The organism is Endobacter medicaginis, from assembly GCF_014192375.1.
GTDB lineage: Bacteria > Pseudomonadota > Alphaproteobacteria > Acetobacterales > Acetobacteraceae > Endobacter > Endobacter medicaginis.
Genome location: NZ_JACHXV010000002.1, coordinates 293019 through 313505, shown reverse-complemented (window position 1 = coordinate 313505; position 20487 = coordinate 293019). Strand labels below are relative to the sequence as shown.

Sequence of the window (20487 nt, the reverse complement as noted above, 5' to 3'; positions counted from 1 at the left end):
CGGCGCGTCCGTTACGCCAGGAGGTCCGGCTCGGCGGCGGTGATCCAGTCCCATAGCGGCTGGAAGGAGAAATAACCGCCCTGCTCGGTGCCGACCTGGGAGGCGGTCAGGCGGGCGATGTCCGGCGCGATCGGCTTGAGCGGGCCGGCGGCCTGGGCGAGGAGCTGGGCGTGGGCGGCATTGTCCATGGTGAGAAACCACCATGCCGCCGCCTCCACCGAGCCACCGACGGTGAGCAGGCCGTGGTTCTGCAGGATCAGCGCCTTGCGACTGCCGAGGGTGGCGGCGATGCGGTCGCCCTCGCCCTCGTCGAGCACCACGCCGCTGAACGGATCGAACACCGCGTGATCATCGAAGAATGCGCAGGAATCCTGGGTGATCGGCGCCAGCTCGATGCCGAGTGCGGAGAACGCCTTGCCGTAGGTGGAATGGGTATGCGCGGCGGCGATCACGTCGGGGCGCGCCTTGTGGAGCGCCGAGTGGATGGTGAAACCGGCCTGGTTGATCGGCTTGTCGCCGATCAAAATGGTGCCGTCATGCTCGACGAGCTGGAGGTCGGAGACACGGATCTGCGAGAAATGCACCGCCAGCGGATTGATCCAGAAGCGGTCGGGAAATTCCGGGTCGCGTGCGGTGACGTGGCCTGCGAGGCCCTGGTCGAAGCCGGAGCGGGCAAACAGGCGGAAGGTGGCGGCGAGGCGCTGCTTGCGGTGCAGGCGCTCCTCGGCGAACGAGGCGGCTGGCGGGCGCGGCACCAGCTTGCGTTCAAGTCTGGCGGGCCGGTCGAGGACGAGTGTGTCTGGCATGGTCGGGTGTGTCCGAAAAATGGGGATCAGTAGCCGGCGGCGGCGTCGACGAGGTCGCGCAGGGGCCGTCCGGAGAGGAAGCGGTCGAGATTGTCGGCCACGCGGGTGGCGAAGCTGGCGCGTACCTCGGGGCCGGACCACGAGACATGCGGGGTGAGGCGGATCGACGGGTGGGCGTAGAACGGATGTCCGTCCGGCAGGGGCTCGGGCTCGGTGACGTCCAGCGTCGCCGCACCGACCCGCCCCGAGGCGAGGGCGGTCAGCAGCGCGGTCTCGTCGATCAGCGCGCCGCGGGCGACGTTGATCAGATGCAGCCCGGGCCGTGCCGCGCCGAGCACCGCGCCATCGACGATGCCGCGCGTTGCCGCGGTCAGCGGCAGGGCGAGCAGGAGGTCGTCGGAGGACGCAGCGAGCTCGGCCAGCGAGGCGACCGGGCGGACCGCCTCCGCCGCCGCCTCGCCCGGCGCCCAATCGCGTCGTCGCCAGGCCAGCATCTCGACCCCGAAGGCGCGGGCGCGCTGTGCGACCGCACGGCCGATGGCGCCGAACCCGGCAATGCCGAGCGTACGGCCGGACAGCGTGGGCAGCGTCTGCGTCCCGAGGCGAAATGGCGTGCCCTGCGCGATCCAGGCGTCGCGGCCGTGCACGCCGAGCCGGTCGAGGCGGCGCGTGTGCAGCAACAGCGCGGCGAGCACGTGTTCGGCGATCGGCACCGCCGCATCGCCGCGTCCGCAGGTGACCGTCCGCCCGGCCAGCAGCCAGTGCGGGTAGCCATCGATCCCGGCGGAGGCGAGCTGCACCCATTCGGGCCCCTCGTCATGTGCCGCCCATCCGGGCGGGGCGAGGACCGGGGCATTCTTCCAGCCGGGGGAGGGGCCGGTCAGCAGCACGTCGGCGGCGCGAGCGAGGTTGGCGTATTGCCAGGGCGTGTCGCTGTCGCGATCGGCCTCGACGATCTGCAGCCGTGACCCGAACGGGGCCAGCGCGTCGCGCACCGCCTCGCCGAGCTGGTTGACCACCACCAGCGTCTCGCGCCGCGCCATGCTCAGGCGGCCTTCGCGCTGCGACCGGTCTCGGCGGCGACCAGCGCGCGCACCCGTGGCAGCAGGTCGCGGCCATAGGCATGCGCGTCCTCGATCGGGTCGAAGCCCCGGATCAGGAAGGTGTCGATGCCGAGGCGCCAGTAGTCGAGCAGCGCGTCGGCGACCTGGTCGGGCGTGCCGACCAGTGAGGTGGAGTTGCCACGCGCGCCGGTGGCCTGGGCAAGTGCGGTCCACAGCCGCTTGTCGGCACGCCCCGCCGCGTCCGAGCGGGCGGCGGCGTCGAGCAGGCGACGGGAGCCCTCGTTGGGGATCACCGCAGGGCGGACATAGCCGGTGCGCTCGGCCTGGGCGCGGGCGATGTCGAGAATGCGGTCTGCCTTCGCCCAGGCCGCGTCCTCGGTCTCGGCGATGATCGGACGCAGCGACAGCGAGAAGCGCGGCCGCCGGCCATGGACGGCCGCTGCGTCACGCACGCGCGAGACGGTCTCGCGCACCTGGTCGTAGGTTTCGCCCCACAGCGCGTAGATGTCGGCATGCCGGCCGGCGACGGCGATCGCCTCGTCCGACGAGCCGCCGAAATAGACCGGGATGCCGGCCTCGCGCCACGGCCGCACCTGCGAATGGGCGCCGCGGATGCGATAATGCGGCCCGTCATGGTCGAAGGGCGTGGTCTCGGTCCATTCGCGGCGGACGATGTCGAGATATTCGCCGGTGCGCGCATAGCGCTCGGCCTTGGTCAGCCGGTCGCCATCGGCCTCGAGCTCGGTATCGCTGCCGCCGGTGATGATGTGTACAGCGACACGGCCGCGCGTGATCTGGTCGAGGGTGGCGAGCTGGCGCGCAGCCAGCGTGGGCGCGGTGAAGCCGGGCCGATGCGCGATCATCAGGCCGAGTTCACGCGTCACCGCGCCGATATGCTGGGCGATCAGCAGGCTTTCAGGCGAGTTGGAGTGAAACGCCACCAGTACGCGATCGAAGCCGGCGTTCTCGTGGACACGGGCTGCGGCCTCGATATGGGCGAGGTCGATCACCGGGCCGGAGGCCGGGATGGTCTCGGAATGGTTGCGGCTGCCGACATAGCCGATGAATTCGACGGCGCTCTCGCTGGACATGGACCCGCTCCTGCTGGCGTGCTGGTTAATTCAACTTACGATGATCGTTGATAATTGAATTCAACACTTGCAGAAGCGAGTTGAACAAGCCAGAAACCGTCATGGCAAGGTTTTAATCCTTAAATACGATCTTCGTTCGTCAAACACCGGAGCCGAACATGTCCGCGTCCGTCCTGCCGTCGGCGCCGCCGGCGGAGACCGCGCTCAGGCGCGTCACCCGCAACGTGCCGACCGAACTGCTGCGCTCCTTCGTCGCCATCGCCGAGGCCGGTTCGATGGCGCAGGCCACCGACACCATCTTCCTGACCCAGTCGGCACTCAGCCTGCAGATGAAGCGGCTCGAGGACGTGCTCCAGCAGAAGCTGTTCCAGCGAGAGGGCCGCCGGCTGGTGCTGACTGCCGCCGGGGTCGAGCTGGTCGCCTATGCGCGGCAATTGCTGGAGCTCAATGACCGCATCATGCTTCAGCTCGGCCAGGCCGCCGACCCGGAGCCGGTCTCGGTCGGCATGGTGCAGGATTTCGCCGACACGGTGCTGGCCGACGTGCTGGGCCGGTTCCGGCTGGAGCATCCGCGCGCGCGGGTGACGGTGCGGGTCGGCGGTTCAGCCGAACTGCTGGAGCATTTCGACCGCGCCCGGCTCGATATCGTGCTGTGCCTGGGCCGCCATGCCGAGCGCAGCGGTGCGCAGACCCGCATCGTCGCCGAGGACCGCATGGTGTGGCTGGGCGACCCGGCGATCGTCGACCAGTCCGAACTGCCGCTGGTGCTGCTCGAGCCGCCCTGCCGGTTTCGCGAGGCGGCCCTGCGCGCGCTCGGCGAGGCGCGGCGTGACTATCGCGTCGTGATGCAGACGCCGCATCTGCCCGCCCTGCGCGCGGGAGTGCGCGGCAGCCTGGGCATCTCGTGCCGGACGCGTCGCTTCGCGCTGGCCGAGGGGCTGGCGATGCTGCCGTCCGGCGCGCTGCCGCCGGTGCCGCGGATCGAGACCGTCCTGGTGCAGCGCGAGGGGGTGTCGGAGGCGGGTGCCGATCTCGCCAGCCTGCTCGCCGAGGCGGCGAGCGATGACAGATCGCCAAGTCTCGCTTGAGCAGAACTCCCTCGTCGCACATGCAGCGCGGTCGCATACTTGCGGCCTGCACACTGCATCGCTGACGAAGGACCCAACGCATGCCCGACATCGCCGTCGCTCCCCTTTCGCTTGGCGAGCGCTTCCGCGCCTTGCAGCAGGAGCGCGAGCGGAGCTGGTCGCCGGCAGCGCTGGCGATCAATGCCGGCCAGCGTGCCACGCTGCGACGCACGCATGATGCGGCCCGTCACGTCCGCGTGGGCGACGTGCTGCCGGACACGGAACTGCGGCGCGAGGACGGGACGCTGCTGTCGCTCGACGCGCTGGTCGATGGCGGTTCGGTGGTGCTGGTGTTCTTTCGGTTCGCGACCTGTCCGGCGTGCAACATCGCACTGCCCTATTATCGCGACACGCTCGCACCCGCGCTCGCGGCGGCCGGAGTGACGCTGCTGGCGGTCTCGCCGCAGCCGTATCCGGCACTCGGCGAGATCGCGCGCCGGCACGCGCTGCCGTTCGAGGTGGTGAGCGATCCGGCGCTGTCGCTGTCGCGCGCGCTTGGCATCACCTATGTGTTCGACGACGCCTCGCGCGCGGTGGCGGAGGCGCGCGGCGAGCGGCCCGAGACGCTCAACGGCGTCTCGCAATGGGAGCTGCCGAAACCGGCGGTGCTGGTCGTCGGCCCTGGCCGGATCGCGCGATTCGTCGATGTCTCGCCGGACTGGATGGACCGCACCGAGTCCGCTGCCGTGCTGGAGGCGCTCGGCCTCGATGCACGGGCTGCGGATCTCGCCCGACACGAACAGGAACAGATCCATGCCGCCTGATATCGTCTCCAGCCGTCTCGGCCTGCTGTCGCGGCGGCGCTGGCTGGCCGGGGCAGTCGGTGCGGCCTCACTGCCGCTGCTGCCGGCCCGCTCCGCCACGCCGTCGATGGCGGGTATGGACATGCCCGAGGCGGGATGCGCGGCCGCCGGCGGCGCATCCGTGCGGCCGGTCGCAGGGGCCGCGCGCAAGCTCACCATCGCCTGGAACGAGACCGCGATCTGCACCGCCGCGGTGCCGGTGGCGAAGGAGAAGGGTTTCTTCGCGCGCTACAATCTCGACGTCGATTACGTCAACTTCGCCGGCTCCACCGACCAGTTGCTCGAGGCACTGTCGACCGGGCGGGCCGATGGCGCACCCGGCATGGCGCTGCGCTGGCTCAAGCCGCTCAGCCAGGGCTTCGACGTCAAGCTGGTCGGCGGGCTGCATGCGGGCTGCATGTACATGCTCGCGCCGCCGGCGGGTCCGGTGAAGACGATCGCCGATCTGCGTGGCAGGACGGTCGGCGTCAGCGATATCGGCGGGCCCGACCGCAATTTCTTCTCGATCCGCGTCAAGGAGGCGGGACTCGATCCGCAGGGCGACGTGCAGTGGCGGCAATATCCCGCCGATCTGCTGCCACTGGCGTTGCAGCGCGGCGAGGTGGCTGCGATCACCAGTGGCGATCCGATCTCGTATCTGCAGAAGAAGCAGTTCGGGCTTGTCGAGATCGACAGCAACATGCGCGGCGAGTGGGCGCATGTCGCCTGCTGCGTGATCGGTCTGCGCGGCAGCCTGATCCGCGACGAGCCTCTGGTGGCCGCTGCTGTGGCACGTGCGATCCTCGACGCCGGCGCGTGGGTCGCCTGCCATCCCGAGGAGACGGCGCGCATCTTCAGGCCGTTCGCGCCGAAGGCCAGTGCCGAGGATCTCGCCGCCATGCTGACCATGCAGGGTCATCATCACCAGGTGCTGGCAGGGGCGTTCCGCGCCGAGATCGCGCGCTATGCCGATGCGCTCAAGGAGGTCGGCGTGTTTCGTCCGTCGCTCGACTCCGTGCGCTATGCCACGCGCGTCACCCAGGACCTGTTCGCGGCATGAGCGGGCTGCTCGCCGCCGCACCCGCGCGGCTCGGCGCCACGGGCAGGCGCGCCTCCGCCCGTCGGCCGGACTGGCGCCCGTTCCTCGCCGCGCCGGCCTGGTGGCTGGCGGCGTTCGTGACCTGGTACTGGCCGGATGCGGACGATTTTCCCGAGACCGCGCTGCTGTCGCGACTGCTGGCCCTCGTCGGGGCGGTGCTGTTCGTCGCCGCCCTGTCGGGTCGTCTGCACAGGCGGGGCCCGTGGGCGGTCGCCCTGGGTCTGGCGCTGGCCGCGTGGGAGGTGGTGCAGGCGAAGCTGCTGTGGCTGAAGCGCCCGTTCTTCGGCACGCCGCAGGATCTGCTCGACGTGTTCGTCAGCGACTGGCGCAGGCTCGCCGACAGCCTGGCGCATTCGCTCGCGCTGCTCGGGGTGGGCTATGCGGCCGGCGCGTTGCTGGGCGTTGCGGTCGGTGTCGGGCTCGGCCGGGCGCCGCGCTTCCGCTACTGGGCGCAGCCGGTGATCCGGCTGGTCGGTCCGCTGCCGCCGGCCGCACTGCTGCCGCTGGCCTTCGTACTGATCCCGTCGAGCCGGCTGGCCAGCGAGGCGCTGCTGGCGCTGGCAGCCGGATTTCCGGTCGCGATCCTGACCTGGTCGGGCATCGCCGCGGTCGATCCCGCGCTGTATGACGTCGCCCGCACGATGGGGGCGAAGGATCGTTTCCTGGTGTGGCGTGTCGCGCTGCCGGCGGCGATGCCGCAGATCTTCGTCGGCCTGTTCATGGGACTTGGCGTGTCGTTCGCGATGCTGGTGGTGGCCGAGATGCTGGGCGTCAAGTCGGGGCTCGGCTTCTATCTGCAATGGGCGCAGGGCTGGGCCGCCTACCCGAACATGTATGCCGCCCTGCTGGTGATGTCGGTGATGTGCAGCGTGCTGATGAGCCTGCTGTTCAAGGTGCGCGACCGTGTGCTGCGCTGGCAGAAGGATGGTCTGAAATGGTGAATGCCGCACCGCTGTCGCTCCGTATTGCGGACGTCTCGCATGCCTACCGCATCGACGGGGCCGAGCGCACGGTGCTGGACGGGATCGATCTGCGCATCGCGCCGGGCGCCTTCGTCGCCCTGCTCGGTGCCTCGGGCAGCGGCAAGTCCACCCTGCTGCGCCTGATGGCTGGGCTGGAGCGGCCGCGCTCGGGCCGCATCCTCGCCGACGATGTCGAGATCGCCGGTCCGGGTCCGGACCGGCTGGTGATGTTTCAGGACCCGACGCTGTACCCGTGGCGCAGCGTGCGCGGCAATATCGCGCTCGGCCATGATATTGCCGGACGGGGCGATCGCGACGCGGTCGAGCGTGCGATCGACCTTGTCGGGCTGCGCGGGTTCGAACGGGCCTGGCCGCATCAGCTCTCCGGCGGCATGGCGCAGCGCGCAGCCCTTGCCCGCGCGCTGGTCAATGCGCCGCGCGCCCTGCTGCTCGACGAGCCGCTCGGCAAGCTCGACAGCCTCACCAGACTGACCATGCAGACCGAATTGCGACGCCTGTGGGAGCAGCGCGGCTTCACCGCGGTCATGGTCACCCATGACGTGGAGGAGGCGCTGCTGCTCGCGACGCGGGTGGTGGTGATCGGCGGCCGGCCCGGAAGGGTGATCGGTGACATCGCCATCGACATGCAGGCGCCTCGCCATCGCGACGATGCGCGCCTGCTGGGGCTGCGGCGCGACATCCTCGGCCAGCTCGGCCACCGCGAATTGTGGTAGGGCGTGGAGCGGTCAGCCGACGGGTCGTCAGCCCTGGCGGCCAGGCTCGCGGGGCGGCAGCGCGTCGCTGAAGTAGGCCGCGACGCTGGTGCCCTTCGGCAGCAGACCCTGGGCGATGAAGGTATCGGCCACGTTCTGGGCGCTGGCGATGTCGGCGGGGCGGATGGCGCGGACACGGTAGGGCTGTTCCTCCTCGCGCAGATAGGCGAGCGCGATCGGTTCGGGCACCGAGACCGCGGGGGCCAGCAGCTTCGACCAGCGCGGCTTGTCGGCATCGAGGATCGCGTAGGCGCGGCCGATGCGGTCGATATAGTCGGACGCGGCGGCCCGGAAGCCGGCATCGCCGAGCCGGTCGGGATCGACTCCGATCAGATAGTTGCCCGACAGGATGCCGACCGCGTTCTGCAGCACGCGCGCGCTGCCCTGCGCTTCCAGCGTGGCGATCGCATAGCCATAGGTCGCCCACGCATCGATCGCACCGGAATGGAACGCTGCCAGCCCCTCCGCATAGCCCAGGCTGATCGCCTCGACGTCGGCAAGGCCGAGCCCGTGCTGCGCAAGCATCCTGATGAGGAAATACTGCGAGGTGGTGGCGCGGATGTAGCCGACACGGCGGCCGCGCAGATCGGCGATGGAGCGTGCGCGCGAATCCTGCGGCACCAGCACGGCCTGATTGGCGGTCGGCCCCTCAAGGGTCGCCACCACGCGCACCCGCGCATCGGCGGCGGCGGCGAAGACCAGCGGGATCTCGCTCCAGGTGCCGAGATCGAGCGCGCCGGCATTGATCGCCTGGGTGATGAGGTTGCCGCCGCTGAATTCATTGAACGCGATCCGGTAGGGCGCGTGGTCGAGCCCGGTGCCGCGCAGCAGTGTCGCGTCGGCGCCGCGATAGGTGCCGACGCGCAAGGTGAAATCAGCGGGAATGGCACTCGGGGCGGCGATGGCGGGCTGCACGGCGGCAGCGGCCGCGGCGCCGATCAGCAGGCGCCGACGCGAAAGGACGGTCATGGCGGTGGTTCCTCAGGAAGACCCAGAGCGTAAACGAACACCGCGAACCAAAAGAGTGAGTTTTGTTAAACTACGCCCCGATAAGAATGAATGAGATATATCGCGTGATCGCGTCGTAAGCAGGGCCGCCTTCAACAACCCGATCGGTCGTCCATGTCTCGCCCAAGCCTGTCTTTCTCGCTCGTCCTGCCGGGACTGGCGCTGGGCTGTGCCGCACCCGCGCTCGCCGCACCGGTGGCGCATGCGCCAGGGGTGGCGGCGAAGGCGACCACCGAGACGATCTCCGTGGTGAGCCGTTCGCGCAATGCGCGGCGGGCCGAGCGCATCCAGCATACGGCCGCCTCGGTGTCGCTGCTGAGCGCGGCGCGGCTCGAGGCGCGTGCGATCGTCAGCACGCGCCAGCTCGCCAATCTCACCCCCAATCTCTACCAGCCGCGCGCGACGGTCGGTTATTCCAACGCGAACTACTTCATCCGCGGCATCGGTGAGCTCGACCCGCAGGGCGAGCCCTCGGTTGGCACCTATATCGACGGCGTGTATCTGCCGCGCACGATCGGCACGATGCAGGAGCTGCTTGACATCGACGCGATCGAGATCGATCGCGGCCCGGTGGGCTTCACCACCGGTCATCAGGCCGAAGGTGGTGCGGTGCGCATCGACACCATGCTGCCCGATGACCGCAGGCGGCTGATCGCGCAGGCCGGCTATGGCACCTTCAACGAATGGAGCACCGGCGTCGTGGTCAGCGGTCCGCTGGTGCGCGATCGCGTCTATGCCAGCCTTGCGGTGTCGCATCATGCGTCGGACGGGTTCGACCGCAACGTCACGCTCGAGCGGCGTGTCAACGACATCGATTACACACAGGCGCGCGGCAAGCTGCGCTTCACGCCGACCGAGGATCTCGACATCGTGCTCGCGTTCGACGGTACCGCCGACGGCAGCACCAATCGCGGCTATGGCAGCCTGCTGGCGGCGGATCGCTACGCGCTGGCATCGTCGATCTATCCGAAGAACAACTACAGCGAGGCCGGTTTCACCGGCACCGTGACCAACCATTTCGGCGCCCACTGGATCCTGCGCTCGATCAGTGCCGTGCGCGGCTATGACGATCGCGGCGCCTATGACAATACCGGCGATCTCTACGCCCGCACCTCGCAACTCCTCTACTATCGTGACCGCAGCTATTCGCAGGAACTGCGTGCCACCGGCCAGTGGGACAGGCTGACCTTCGTCGGCGGCGTCTATGGATTCTACGAGGACTGGCTCACACAGCGCTGGGCCAACAATGTCTCGCGCTACACCGTCGATCCGCGCCAGACCGTCTACATGCCGGTCTATGCGAATATCGACCAGATCAACCGCAATGCGGCGATCTTCGGCCAGGCTCGCTATCGGCTCACGCAGCGCCTGACCGCGACCGTGGGCCTGCGCTGGAACTTCGAAAATCACGGCAACGCGGAAACGCTGAGCTATCTCGCCTCCACCCAGACACATACGGTGGCGTGGCCGGCAGCGCTCGGCGTGCTCTACAATGCAAGCCCCGCGGCGGTGGCGTGGCGTGCGAACGCGCATGGATCGTGGGAGCAATTGCTGCCCAAGGGGTCGCTCGAATACCAGATCACGCCGCGCGTGCTGGGCTATGCGACGATCAGCCAGGGCGGCAAGTCGGCAGGCTATGACTATCGCGCGCAGACGCCCATCGCGAGCGGCCGCCAGCAGGCGCTGCTGCCCTATGCGCCGGAAACCGTCACCACCTATGAGCTGGGCGCCAAGAGCGAGCCGCTGGCCGGGCGGCTGACGCTGAACGGTGCGCTGTTCTACAACAGCTTCGATGCGTTGCAGATCACCACGCTCGATCCGTCGACCGGCCTCAGCCATCGCTACAATGCCGGCGACGGTCACTCCTATGGTGCCGAGTTCGAGGCGCACTGGCATCCCGTCGCCGCGGTCTCGATCGACGCCACCGGCTCGTATCTGTTCGCGCAGCTCGACAGTTTCGCCGGGGTGTTCTCACGCACCGTCTATGCCAGCGGGCTTGCGATCAACAACACGCCGCATGCCGGCGAACGGCTGCCCTACGCGCCGCGTTTCCAGGGCAATCTTGCCGCCAGCTACACCCTGCCGCAGCGCTGGACGCGGAATCTGCCGGGCGAATTCCGCATTGGCGGCGATGTCAGCTATCAGAGCGCGCTGTTCACCGACGCGCTCGACAATACCCAGACCAGGCTGCCGGACCAGACCTATTTCAACGCCCTTCTCGCCTGGACGAGCGCCGACAGGCACTGGGACGTGAGCCTGTCGGCGCGCAACCTCGCCGACCGTCGCCTGCCGCAGACGCTCAGCTTCGTGCAGGCACAGGGCGTGCCGCTGATCTGGGCGGCATCCTACGCCAACCCCCGCACGGTGTTCGCCACCCTGCGCTACCGGCTGTGAGGGAGATGATCGTGAGGTGGACGCGAACCCTGCTAGTATTGATCGTCCTCGCCTGCACCGCGTTGCCGGCGGTGGCGGAGACCCTGACGGTGGCCGACCAGAAGGGGCAACAGCGCGCGCTGCTGGAGGCGTCGGGCGCGGTGCAGGGTGCGCCCTACACCATTGCCTGGACCGATTTCGAGGCGGCGTCGCCGCTGCTGCAGGCGCTGGCGGCCGGCGCGGTCGACACCGGCATTGCCGGTGACGGGCCGTTCCTGTTCGCCTGGGGTGCGGGGATGCCGCTCAAGGCCGCCTGGCTGCTGCCGCCGCGCGGTGCCGGCCATGCGGTGGCGGTGGTGGTGGCGGCGGGGTCGTCGATTCACGATCCGGCCGAGCTGTCCGGCCGGCGCATCGCCACCGGGCGCGGCTCGATCGGTCATCTGCTGCTGCTGCGGTTGATCGAGACCGGAGCCATCCCGCCACCGGCGCCGCAGATCGTGTTCCTCACCCCCGCGCAGGCCAAGGCGGCGCTTGAAGCCGGCAGCGTCGATGCGTGGTCCACCTGGGAGCCCTATGTTTCGCTGGAGAGTGTCGGTGGGCAGGGTCGCGTGGTCGTCGATGCGGCGGGGCTGATGCCGAACGACGCCTTCTGGGTCGCGAGCGACACCGCACTCGCCGGGAAGCGCGCCCTGCTTGACGACTTCTACCGCCGGGTGACGGCTGCCTTTGCGTGGGGACGAACGCATCAGGACGCGTATGCGCAGATCCTGGCGCGCCAGACCGGATTGCCGGAGCCGGTCGCGCGCGCGGTGGCGGCGAAGATGATCGCCAGTCCCGGACCGCTCACCGCCGCCGTGGTGGCGGACGAGCAGGCGACGCTCGACGCCTATCGCAGCGCCGGCCTGCTGCAGACCGATGCGCCGCTGGCATCGGCCTTTGTCCTCGGCCGATAGGCCGTATGATCGCGAGGAGCCGCCACGATGGACGGACAATCAACGAGGATCGCCGTGGACGAGGCGCAGGACGACGACCGCATCGATGCAGCACTGGCCGTGCTGAGGCCGCGCTTCGCCGCGCGTGCCGCGGGATATGACCGCTCGGGCGAGATCGCGTTCGACAATCTCGCGGAGTTGCGCGAGGCCGGGCTGCTGGCTCTCGCCCTGCCGCGGGCACATGGCGGCCGGGCGATCGGGCTGCGGCGGATCTCGACCATCGTCGCCGATGTCGCACGCGGCGACCCGTCCACCGCGCTGATTCTGGCGATGCAGTATCTGCAATCGGGCAGCGTCGGCCGCTCGGCGGCCTGGGACGATGCGGTCAAGGCGGAGCTGTTCGCCTCGATCCGCGACGAGGGCGCGCTGGTCAACGCGCTGCGCGTTGAACCCGAGCTCGGCACGCCGGCGCGCGGCGGGCTGCCGGCGACCCGGGTGAGCCTTCACGACGGGGTGTGGCGCCTGAACGGCTGCAAGATCTTCTCCACCGGCTCGGAGGCGCTGGGCTGGGGCGTGGTCTGGGCGGCGACCGACGAGGCGAGCCCGCGGGTGGGCCAGGTGCTGGTGCGTCTGGACCGTCCCGGGGTGCGCATCGAGCGGAGCTGGAATCAGCTCGGCATGCGGGCCACCGGCAGCCATACGATCCATTTCGAGAATGTCGAGATCCCCGCCCGCTGGCTGGTCAATCTCAACCGTCCGGATGCGGCACCGGGCGAGGAGCTGTCGGCGGCGTTCGAATCCACCATCGCCATCGCCGCACTGTACGACGCCATCGCCCGCGAGGCCCGCGACTGGCTGGTAGGGTTTCTCAAGGCCCGCACACCGTCCAATCTGGGCGCACCGCTGGCCACGTTGCCGCGGTTTCGGTCCCTGCTCGGCGAGATCGACGCGCTGCTGCTGGCAAACGAGGCGCAGCTCGAATTCGCCTATCAGCGCGACGACAGCGGGCGAGGTCTTGGCGCCGATGCATTGCTGGTCAAGCACAACGTGACCGAAGCGGCGATCGATGCGGTCGGGCGCGCCGTCGCCGCGATCGGCAATCCCGCGCTCAACTTGGACAACCCGTTGGAGCGCCATTACCGCAACGTTCTGTGCGGCCGCATCCACACCCCACAAGGCGACGCGGTGCTGGCCGCTGCGGGTGCTCGGGCGCTGGGCTGACAAAATGGCGGATGGGGTGTCCACCGATATATGCCCTCACGACGACGCATGGCGATGTCATATCGGCGTCTTTTCAGTGTTTTACGCCAAATCAACAACGCCCGACGACGCATCTCGACGCAGAAAAACGCAGGCATTAAGGTGGGACTGAAGATGGGATAGGAATCCTAATGAGCAGGCGTCCACCGAACCGGTTGACCGCCCGTAAACTCGCAACATTGCCGGACGGCGTGCATGGCGATGGCGGCAATTTATGGATCACCATCCGCGGCGAGACCCGGGCCTGGACCTTCCGCTATACCAGCCCGGCTTCCCGCAAGCGCCGCGAGATGGGGCTGGGCCCTGCCCGCGATATCTCGCTCGCGGAGGCTCGGGAGATCGCTGCTGATGCCCGGCGCCTGCTGCTCTCCGGGATTGATCCAATCGATGACCGGGAGAACCGTCGGAACAGGTCCAGCGAAAGAACCTTCGAGCAGGTCGCCGAGACATATATCACCGAGCAGGCACCTGGCTGGCGCGACCCCAGGGCGGTGCCGATCTGGCGCAGCTCCCTTTCGCATCATGTCTACCCAACCATCGGGAGCCGCCCGATCCAGTCCCTGGTTACCGACGACGTCCTGAGCGTTCTGCGGCCGCTATGGAGCAGCACGACCGAAACCGCGAGCCGGTTGCGCGGCCGCATCGAGCGCATCATCGACTACGCTCGCAGCCAGGGCTGGTATGCCGGTGAGAACCCGGCGCGATGGCGCGGCCATCTGGCCACTATCCTACCGCGTCCCTCGGCCGTAGCACCCGTTCGGAATTTTGCGGCCACCCCGTATCGTGAGCTCCCCGGCGTCATGCAACGACTGGCCGGCCAGGGCGGCATGGCTGCGATGGCTGTCCGCTTCGTGTGCCTGACTGCGTCACGCTCTGACATGGTTCGGGGTATGACCTGGAAGGAGGTCGACATCGATCGCGGGCTGTGGGTGATCCCGGCCAGTCGCATGAAAAGCCGCCGAGACCACCGCGTGCCGCTCTCGGAGCAGGCTCTATCGATCCTGGAGGAATTGAAGCTCTTCGGCGTGCAATCCGATCGCTTTGTCTTCCCCGGCGGGCGTGAGGGTCGCCCGCTAAGTGATGTCGCGCTGTCGAAGGCCCTGCACGCGGCGGCCGGGTCGGATAATGTGACGGTCCACGGGCTGCGATCGGGGTTCCGCGACTGGGTGGCGGAGGAGACCGACTTTCCGGGCGATGTCGCGGAGATGGCGCTGGCGCATGTCATCCGCGACAAGGTCGAGGCCGCTTATCGGCGTGGCGATCTGTTCGACAAGCGCCGCGAGATGATGCAGACGTGGAATTCATTTTGCTGTGGGATGGTCCGATCTCTCGAGATATGAAGCCTCAGCCAATTCCGGGGCGGTTCAGATTTTGTTCGGCACCCTTTCTCAACGAGCGAGGCCTTGAGCGGAATAGAGGATTGATTTAGGGTGGTTTCGCTGGCAACCAGCTCCTTCAATTCAGCGTAAAGGTTCACACTGATATCCTCACTACTTCTCTGCGCATCCCGAAGCTCTGCTTTCGCTGGTTGGCTGAGACGACCGGATGTAGAGTAGAGTCGTCCACACCCCTTGCCATTGCCCAGCGAATTATTTCTAGCTGTTGTCTCTCTAAGGCTAACGATATCTCGCTTTGGGACTGGCTAGTGCTCCCTGTAATGCTTAGCTTCGGCTGTTAAGCGATCGCCAGCTTCTTCGTTCTCATAAAGGCCATCATCGCCGTCTCTATTGCTTGCACCTCGAAGTTTTTTCATTCTCGGATCAAGCTCGACGATGTTGCGAGCAGTCTCTTCGAAGTCAGAGTCTTACGAAGTGAAATTGGAATGATACTTGTCCAGTCGCCTGTCAGGCATAATTAATAAATCCTTATCCAGAAATCATACAGCGAATAATGCTTCTGATAAACTTTCAAGTGTGATTACCATATTGGCTCTTCGTAAAGGCCAAAGCTGTACGATAAGCTACCGCCTGACTGTGATTCATCAAGCAACTATTCAAATTCACAAGGATTTGCAGCCCGTCGCCTTGGCGTTCGGCGGAAAGCCCGCGTGACTCGCAAATGCTCACACACTGCTCCACCAATTTTGGGGTGATGCGCTGCTGGTAGTCACGCAGATCAATATAAAACCTGCTTATGGCAACCCCCTCTTCTCCTGATAGGCGGTCTATGGCGACGTCGATAAAATCGTCGATTTGTCGCATGGTCAGGCTCATTCGGAACTCCTAATCTGAATTCTACACACACCATATATACGATAAGACGTAAATAGGCGAGCTATAATTTTTCGATAAGGGTTGTGGTGGACCGGTCAGCCATAATTGGCAGCAGGCAGGTTCCTGCGACACAGGCCATTCAAGAGCCAGCAGATAAGTGGCGAAAGCTGGTCGAAAGCGGCCGCATTGTCGGCTTGGGCACGCAAGTATCAGGCAATAACGTGGAAATGGCGGCTTGCTATACCGCACGATGGTACGCGGTGATCGGCGGCAATATCGGGCTATGGAGGGCAATCGGCGGGCCGCGCCGGTGAGGTGGTCCCGTCTCGTTGGACAGGACCACCTCAGACCGGCATCTTCGGCACGGTACGCGTGGCGGGCGAAGGCGTGGCGCTCGCCATTGTCAGCCCCGCGCTCGCCGCGCTGATCGCAGCTACGCTGCACGGCGTCCTGGCTTGTCCGAGGGAGCTGCGGCGCACGCGGGCCAACGGCTGGCGGTGACGATGTAGCGGGTGCGATGACCTTGTTGCCTCGGCTCGATGGCACGACCCTGACTCACGCTTACCGGGCAGCCTTCGCAACCCTGTCGTGGGTAGGGGAAGCCGATCACGTCGGGGATCACGCGCACCGGCATCCGGGGATTGTCCTTGGCCAGAAGATACGCCTGTTCGTGCTCGTAGCGCAGGAACCGCGACGACGAGGCGTACCGCTTGCGGAACACCAGATGCCCGACGATGCGGAACCCTGCCGCGCGCCATGCCTCCATGAACAGGTCCACCTTGTTCCAGCCGTAGAAGCTGACCGCGAAGCCGCCGTCCTTCAACACGCGGTGTAATTCGGCGAAGGCGAGTTTCAGCCAGCGGCCGTTGTCGTCGTTGGCGACGCTACGCCCCTGCCGGTCGCGGTCGTGACATAGGGCGGATCGGTCAGGATGAAGTCGACACTGCCGGTATCGAACGCCTGCATCACGTCGATGCAATCGCCGTTGAAGATCACGTTGCGGGGAGCCTGGGCGGTTGTGGTCATGGCCTTGTCCTTCGTGCTGGAGGTCAGCGCAGCGCCGCGTCTGACCTCCAGTCCCTCGGCGAGAGCGGGGTAGCAAGGAGCAAGGGCGTCCGAGCTGGAGGACGCTCGCCCGACCTGCACGGAACGGAGCAACGACATGGAGGAAGGCCGGGGATACCGGCCCGGGCGAGCGCCAGCGATCCCTTGACCCCCCGCGTGGGGCGGAGCCCCTAGCTTTCGATTTCGATAGACCTCCGGTAACCTAAAGGTTACCATGCCTCTCGTATAATGCCGAATCGCTTTCGAGCCCCAAGCCTCATGGGCGCTCGATGGTCTTCAGCATCGGGTGGTATCGGCCGATTGGGGGATAGATGGCGACGATACAGGAAATAGGCAGTACCGATCATACTGCCCTGTTGCAGCGGGCTGCAACGCATTTCCTGATCGGAGATGCGCGCGCCTCTCGTCTCGCATTGCGAGATCTCGTGAATGCATCGATTGGCTTTGAAGGCCTCGCATCTGAAATAGGGCGTCCAAGTAAGAGTTTGCATCGCATGCTATCTGATAAGGGAAACCCAAATATGGATAATTTGTCTTTGGTTTTCTCTGCATTAGGCGCTGCATTGAGCACCAGATTAGTCGTGGGACTCAGTTAGTCGCTCTATCCATCTATTATATTTCAGCAGAAAAGAACACACTTGTAGAGTGCGTTTAAGAATACGGGGGAAGCATGGCAACCGGCGAATATGTTATGACGATCTCCCGGCTTACGGTAGATAAGCTGGGCGTGAAGTTATACGATCGCGTCTCCGCCGTGATGGCAGAGCTTGTGGCTAATAGCTATGATGCTGACGCCACCGAGGTTACTATTGAAGCCCCGATGGGAACATATCTCGCGACATCGAAGGGAGACGCCGGCTACAGGATCGTTGTCCAAGACAACGGTATTGGGATGGAACCCGATGTCGTCAATCCGTTCTATTTAAAGGTTGGCGGCGAGCGTCGAAAGGACCCGAAGCGAGGAAATCTAAGCACCAAATACAAGCGGAGGGTGATGGGCAGAAAGGGCGTAGGTAAGCTGGCACCGTTTGGGATTTGCAATACGATCGAGGTAATTAGCGCCGGCGGTGATTTAGTGGATGGCTTGGATGCTGAGGGTAAACCCGCGAAGGGATACTTAACATCTCACTTCGTCATGAAGCGGTCAGATATCATGACCGATCATGATGATGAATACCGTCCGGAAATCGGTGCGCTCGACAAGCGCGTCAGCTCTCAGCACGGCACGACATTGATCCTAAGCGATTTTATTCGCCGTATGGTGCCAGAGATGCCTACATTTTCGCGCCAGTTATCTCAGCGATTCGGCGTATCGGCAGCAAACTGGTCGGTGAAGCTCGTCGATACCGAGAAGGCTGTCGGCACTCCCTCGCGCGAGGCTATGGTCGGATCGTTCAGCATCGAAACTATGCCTAACACTATGGTGACATTCACGGGCAACGATACCGAGGCTACCGCAGCAAGCCAAATGTCCGAATGGCAGGCGATCGGTCCGGATGGGAATCAACTGCTGGGCTTCAGTGCGGGCTTCGTCCATTCAGATGGACGCTTTTATCCGGTCAAAGGCTGGATTGCCTATGCGAAGGAGTCCTACCGCGATGAGCTGATGGCAGGCGTTCGCATCTACTGCAGAGGGAAGATTGCGGCGCAAACGCCCCTGTTCAATCTCAAGTCAGGGTTCACAGGCGAGTATCAGGTTCGCAGCTATTTGGTCGGCGAACTTGAGGCCGATTGGTTGGATGAAAGCGAAGACCTCATTCAGACTGATCGTCGCGATATCCTTTGGTCAGACGATCTCGGTCAGCGCCTAGAGAACTGGGGTCAGAGCGTTGTAAAGCTGCTAGGCACGCTCTCACGAGAGCCGTTGAAAAAGCAAGCGACAGTCGACTTCCTCAAGGCAGGCAATGTCGTCGAGCGCATACAGCAGCAATTCCCCGGTGACGAGTGGAAGCCGATTCGCGATACCACGTTGCGCATAGCAAAGATGATGGGCGAAAGACTTCGGCAAGGAGAAATAGAAGATCAAGAGCATGTGGACGCGCTCGTGCAACTGAGCTTGATGCTTGGCCCGCACGTCACACTGGACGATACGCTCCGCGAGGCGGCGGAAGAAGGCGAAGGAGCGGTTGGCGTCCTCGCATCCATCCTTCGCACGGCCCGTGTAGCAGAGTTATCATCGTATGGGATGATTGCGGAGAAGCGGGTACAGGTGATCGAAAAGATCATCAATCTAAAGGACGACCCATCGAAGCTGGAGCAAGCCTTACAGGATTCCATTGAAGAGGCTCCGTGGCTTATCAATCCTCAGTGGTCGCCGATCACCTCGAACCAGTCGCTTTCGACACTGAAAGACGAATTTGAGAAATACTTCAAGAAAGAAACAGGGCAAGAGATCCATTTGAACAAGTTCAATGCCAAAGGCAAGAGGCCAGACTTTGTATTGTCTAGCCAGGATTATGGCCTCCAGATCATCGAGATAAAGCGTGGCGGCCACAGCATAAAGAATGATGAATGGGATCGCATTCAAGTCTACATAGATACCATGGACAATTTCCTGAACCTGCCGGGGCATGAGGAATTTAGGGCTATTTTCAAAAGGTTCTTCGTGACTTTAGTCTGCGACGAAATAGGCCTCTCAGGCGCGCAAAAGCGTGCTTTTGATTCATATAAAGAAGACCGCGTTGTGGAGCAAATTACTTGGACAAACTTCCTGCGCCGGACGCAGCATATGCATAAGGACTTCTTGGAAGAAGCTAACCGTCAAAAGAAGCTGGCATTGGCGTCATGAAAGATAAGCGTTTAACCGCAGTCGAGATATTCGCTGGGGGGGGCGGGCTGGCAGTGGGTCTGGATCGGGCAGGTTTTCGCGCTGTCGCTGCGATCGAGATCGAACGTCATGCCGCCGCGACCTTCAAGGCGAACCACCCAAATGTACAGGTCTTTCGACAAGATGTCAGGGAAATATCGGGTCAAACGCTGCTTGATCTTGGCGGTGGCGCGATCGATGTCCTTGCGGCTTGCCCCCCGTGCCAAGGCTTTTCCAGCCTCACGTCAAAGTATCGAAGAGACGACCCTAGGAACGTTCTCGTTTCTGAGGTAGCTCGCCTCACAGAGGAAATCGCCCCAACTGCGGTTATGATCGAGAACGTGCCAGGGCTCGCCGGAAAGGGGCGGCCTTTGTTCGACGACTTGGTCAGTCGCCTGGAAGATAATGGGTACATCTGCAATTGGAGTGTGCTTCAGGTAGCTGATTATGGTGTCCCCCAGATGCGTCGTCGGCTGGTATTGCTAGCTGGGAAAGGCTTCAAGATCGAGATGCCCCCCGCCACCCATGCACGGGTAGAGGCCGCTGGGAAGAAGCGGTGGAAAACGGTCCGGGAGGCGATCGGACACATGAATGATGCCATGCAGTTTGTCGAAGCCTCAAAAAACGGCGGAGCGCATTTGTTTGATTGGCATGTCGTTCGGAAGCTGTCTGATGCAAACCGCGAGCGACTAGCTCAAGCAAAGGCAGGGGCGAACGGTTCTGACACGCCAGATCATCTCCGACCGCCCTGTCACAGAGGGGGCTACAGCGGCTTTTCTAACGTTTACGGGCGGATGTCATGGGATGAACCATCGCCGACTATTACCGCTGGTTGCACCACCCTAAGCAAGGGCCGTTTTGGTCACCCTGATAAACTACGAACCATTTCTCTGCGCGAGGCTGCGCTTCTTCAGACATTTCCACAGGACTACCACTTTGAAACCGATGCCTTCGAGCATGCATGCGCGATAGTGGGGAATGCATTGCCTTGCACCTTTGCGGAGGCGATAGCTAAGGAAGTCGGCAAATCGATTCTCACGCATAGAGCGGACTAGGATGTAGGCTATCTGAATGGCCGAGGACTCATCGCACGCACACTACGGATGAGGCGTTAAGGGGACGAGCT

18 protein-coding genes are annotated in these 20487 nt (G+C 64.8%); 11 read left to right on the top strand and 7 right to left on the bottom strand.

Features of this window, described 5'->3' with window-relative positions; translation table 11 throughout:
• Positions 1-11 precede the first annotated feature (11 nt).
• The 3 genes from FHR90_RS03555 to FHR90_RS03545 are packed head-to-tail and all read right to left on the bottom strand — an operon-like array spanning position 12 to position 2961.
• On the bottom strand, positions 12-806 hold the full coding sequence (locus FHR90_RS03555) for a class II aldolase/adducin family protein (RefSeq protein WP_176625896.1): 795 nt from the start codon (positions 804-806) through the stop codon (positions 12-14).
• Between the two features lie 26 nt (positions 807-832).
• Complete coding sequence (locus FHR90_RS03550) at positions 833-1849, bottom strand: NAD(P)-dependent oxidoreductase (protein ID WP_183274760.1); 1017 nt, start codon at positions 1847-1849, stop codon at positions 833-835.
• Positions 1850-1851: 2 nt separating this feature from the next.
• Positions 1852-2961: an LLM class flavin-dependent oxidoreductase gene (locus tag FHR90_RS03545; protein WP_183274759.1), complete on the bottom strand. Its 1110-nt coding sequence runs from the start codon at positions 2959-2961 to the stop codon at positions 1852-1854.
• 158 nt (positions 2962-3119) lie between these two features.
• On the opposite strand from FHR90_RS03545, the gene FHR90_RS03540 reads away from it, so the two are divergent.
• The 5 genes from FHR90_RS03540 (at position 3120) to FHR90_RS03520 (ending at position 7665) form a co-directional block, all read left to right on the top strand.
• Complete coding sequence (locus FHR90_RS03540; RefSeq protein ID WP_183274758.1) at positions 3120-4049, top strand: LysR substrate-binding domain-containing protein; 930 nt, start codon at positions 3120-3122, stop codon at positions 4047-4049.
• A gap of 80 nt (positions 4050-4129) precedes the next feature.
• Entirely contained in the window at positions 4130-4852 is a 723-nt protein-coding gene (locus FHR90_RS03535) for a peroxiredoxin-like family protein (RefSeq protein WP_176626036.1), read from the top strand.
• Positions 4842-5930 (top strand): ABC transporter substrate-binding protein, encoded by a 1089-nt coding sequence (locus tag FHR90_RS03530; RefSeq protein ID WP_176626038.1) that lies wholly within the window; start codon positions 4842-4844, stop codon positions 5928-5930. The genes FHR90_RS03535 and FHR90_RS03530 overlap by 11 nt, the downstream gene beginning before the upstream one ends.
• Positions 5927-6910, top strand: a complete 984-nt coding sequence (locus tag FHR90_RS03525; RefSeq protein ID WP_183274757.1) for an ABC transporter permease — start codon at positions 5927-5929, stop codon at positions 6908-6910. Before FHR90_RS03530 ends, FHR90_RS03525 begins: the two co-directional genes overlap by 4 nt.
• On the top strand, positions 6904-7665 hold the full coding sequence (locus FHR90_RS03520) for an ABC transporter ATP-binding protein (protein WP_176624281.1): 762 nt from the start codon (positions 6904-6906) through the stop codon (positions 7663-7665). The genes FHR90_RS03525 and FHR90_RS03520 overlap by 7 nt, the downstream gene beginning before the upstream one ends.
• A 27-nt stretch (positions 7666-7692) precedes the next feature.
• Here the strand turns inward: FHR90_RS03520 and FHR90_RS03515 are convergent, their stop codons facing one another.
• On the bottom strand, positions 7693-8673 hold the full coding sequence (locus tag FHR90_RS03515; protein ID WP_176624283.1) for an ABC transporter substrate-binding protein: 981 nt from the start codon (positions 8671-8673) through the stop codon (positions 7693-7695).
• A gap of 153 nt (positions 8674-8826) precedes the next feature.
• On the opposite strand from FHR90_RS03515, the gene FHR90_RS03510 reads away from it, so the two are divergent.
• The 4 genes from FHR90_RS03510 to FHR90_RS03495 all read left to right on the top strand — a co-directional run bounded on the left by FHR90_RS03510 (position 8827) and on the right by FHR90_RS03495 (position 14617).
• The gene (locus FHR90_RS03510; RefSeq protein ID WP_176624285.1) at positions 8827-11106 is read left to right on the top strand and encodes a TonB-dependent receptor; all 2280 of its coding nucleotides are present in this window, start codon (positions 8827-8829) and stop codon (positions 11104-11106) included.
• Between the two features lie 11 nt (positions 11107-11117).
• Positions 11118-12038, top strand: a complete 921-nt coding sequence (locus FHR90_RS03505; RefSeq protein WP_266152707.1) for an ABC transporter substrate-binding protein — start codon at positions 11118-11120, stop codon at positions 12036-12038.
• Positions 12039-12065: 27 nt separating this feature from the next.
• On the top strand, positions 12066-13238 hold the full coding sequence (locus FHR90_RS03500) for an acyl-CoA dehydrogenase family protein (protein WP_183274755.1): 1173 nt from the start codon (positions 12066-12068) through the stop codon (positions 13236-13238).
• A 170-nt stretch (positions 13239-13408) separates the two neighbouring features.
• On the top strand, positions 13409-14617 hold the full coding sequence (locus tag FHR90_RS03495) for a tyrosine-type recombinase/integrase (RefSeq protein ID WP_176622118.1): 1209 nt from the start codon (positions 13409-13411) through the stop codon (positions 14615-14617).
• 567 nt (positions 14618-15184) lie between these two features.
• Here the strand turns inward: FHR90_RS03495 and FHR90_RS03490 are convergent.
• The 3 genes from FHR90_RS03490 to FHR90_RS17210 form a co-directional block, all read right to left on the bottom strand.
• Positions 15185-15490: a hypothetical protein gene (locus FHR90_RS03490; RefSeq protein ID WP_176622117.1), complete on the bottom strand. Its 306-nt coding sequence runs from the start codon at positions 15488-15490 to the stop codon at positions 15185-15187.
• A gap of 433 nt (positions 15491-15923) precedes the next feature.
• Positions 15924-16316 (bottom strand): class I SAM-dependent methyltransferase, encoded by a 393-nt coding sequence (locus FHR90_RS17215; RefSeq protein WP_218061928.1) that lies wholly within the window; start codon positions 16314-16316, stop codon positions 15924-15926.
• Positions 16317-16342: 26 nt separating this feature from the next.
• Entirely contained in the window at positions 16343-16516 is a 174-nt protein-coding gene (locus FHR90_RS17210) for a hypothetical protein (protein WP_218061927.1), read from the bottom strand.
• Positions 16517-17225: 709 nt separating this feature from the next.
• Here FHR90_RS17210 and FHR90_RS03480 point away from each other — a divergent pair.
• Positions 17226-19343: an ATP-binding protein gene (locus FHR90_RS03480; protein ID WP_176622116.1), complete on the top strand. Its 2118-nt coding sequence runs from the start codon at positions 17226-17228 to the stop codon at positions 19341-19343.
• On the top strand, positions 19340-20416 hold the full coding sequence (locus tag FHR90_RS03475) for a DNA cytosine methyltransferase (protein ID WP_176622115.1): 1077 nt from the start codon (positions 19340-19342) through the stop codon (positions 20414-20416). The genes FHR90_RS03480 and FHR90_RS03475 overlap by 4 nt, the downstream gene beginning before the upstream one ends.
• The last annotated feature ends 71 nt before the right edge of the window (positions 20417-20487 follow it).

Bases quoted from the DNA above. Each gene is read 5' to 3' on its own strand.
- FHR90_RS03495 (WP_176622118.1), top strand. From the start codon at position 13,409: ATGAGCAGGCGTCCACCGAACCGGTTGACCGCCCGTAAACTCGCAACA.
- FHR90_RS03555 (WP_176625896.1), bottom strand. From the start codon at position 806: ATGCCAGACACACTCGTCCTCGACCGGCCCGCCAGACTTGAACGCAAG.
- FHR90_RS03550 (WP_183274760.1), bottom strand. From the start codon at position 1,849: ATGGCGCGGCGCGAGACGCTGGTGGTGGTCAACCAGCTCGGCGAGGCG.
- FHR90_RS03520 (WP_176624281.1), top strand. From the start codon at position 6,904: ATGGTGAATGCCGCACCGCTGTCGCTCCGTATTGCGGACGTCTCGCAT.
- FHR90_RS03510 (WP_176624285.1), top strand. From the start codon at position 8,827: ATGTCTCGCCCAAGCCTGTCTTTCTCGCTCGTCCTGCCGGGACTGGCG.
- FHR90_RS03475 (WP_176622115.1), top strand. From the start codon at position 19,340: ATGAAAGATAAGCGTTTAACCGCAGTCGAGATATTCGCTGGGGGGGGC.
- FHR90_RS03530 (WP_176626038.1), top strand. From the start codon at position 4,842: ATGCCGCCTGATATCGTCTCCAGCCGTCTCGGCCTGCTGTCGCGGCGG.
- FHR90_RS03515 (WP_176624283.1), bottom strand. From the start codon at position 8,673: ATGACCGTCCTTTCGCGTCGGCGCCTGCTGATCGGCGCCGCGGCCGCT.
- FHR90_RS03525 (WP_183274757.1), top strand. From the start codon at position 5,927: ATGAGCGGGCTGCTCGCCGCCGCACCCGCGCGGCTCGGCGCCACGGGC.
- FHR90_RS03540 (WP_183274758.1), top strand. From the start codon at position 3,120: ATGTCCGCGTCCGTCCTGCCGTCGGCGCCGCCGGCGGAGACCGCGCTC.
- FHR90_RS17210 (WP_218061927.1), bottom strand. From the start codon at position 16,516: ATGACCACAACCGCCCAGGCTCCCCGCAACGTGATCTTCAACGGCGAT.
- FHR90_RS03500 (WP_183274755.1), top strand. From the start codon at position 12,066: ATGGACGGACAATCAACGAGGATCGCCGTGGACGAGGCGCAGGACGAC.
- FHR90_RS03535 (WP_176626036.1), top strand. From the start codon at position 4,130: ATGCCCGACATCGCCGTCGCTCCCCTTTCGCTTGGCGAGCGCTTCCGC.
- FHR90_RS03490 (WP_176622117.1), bottom strand. From the start codon at position 15,490: ATGAGCCTGACCATGCGACAAATCGACGATTTTATCGACGTCGCCATA.
- FHR90_RS03545 (WP_183274759.1), bottom strand. From the start codon at position 2,961: ATGTCCAGCGAGAGCGCCGTCGAATTCATCGGCTATGTCGGCAGCCGC.
- FHR90_RS03480 (WP_176622116.1), top strand. From the start codon at position 17,226: ATGGCAACCGGCGAATATGTTATGACGATCTCCCGGCTTACGGTAGAT.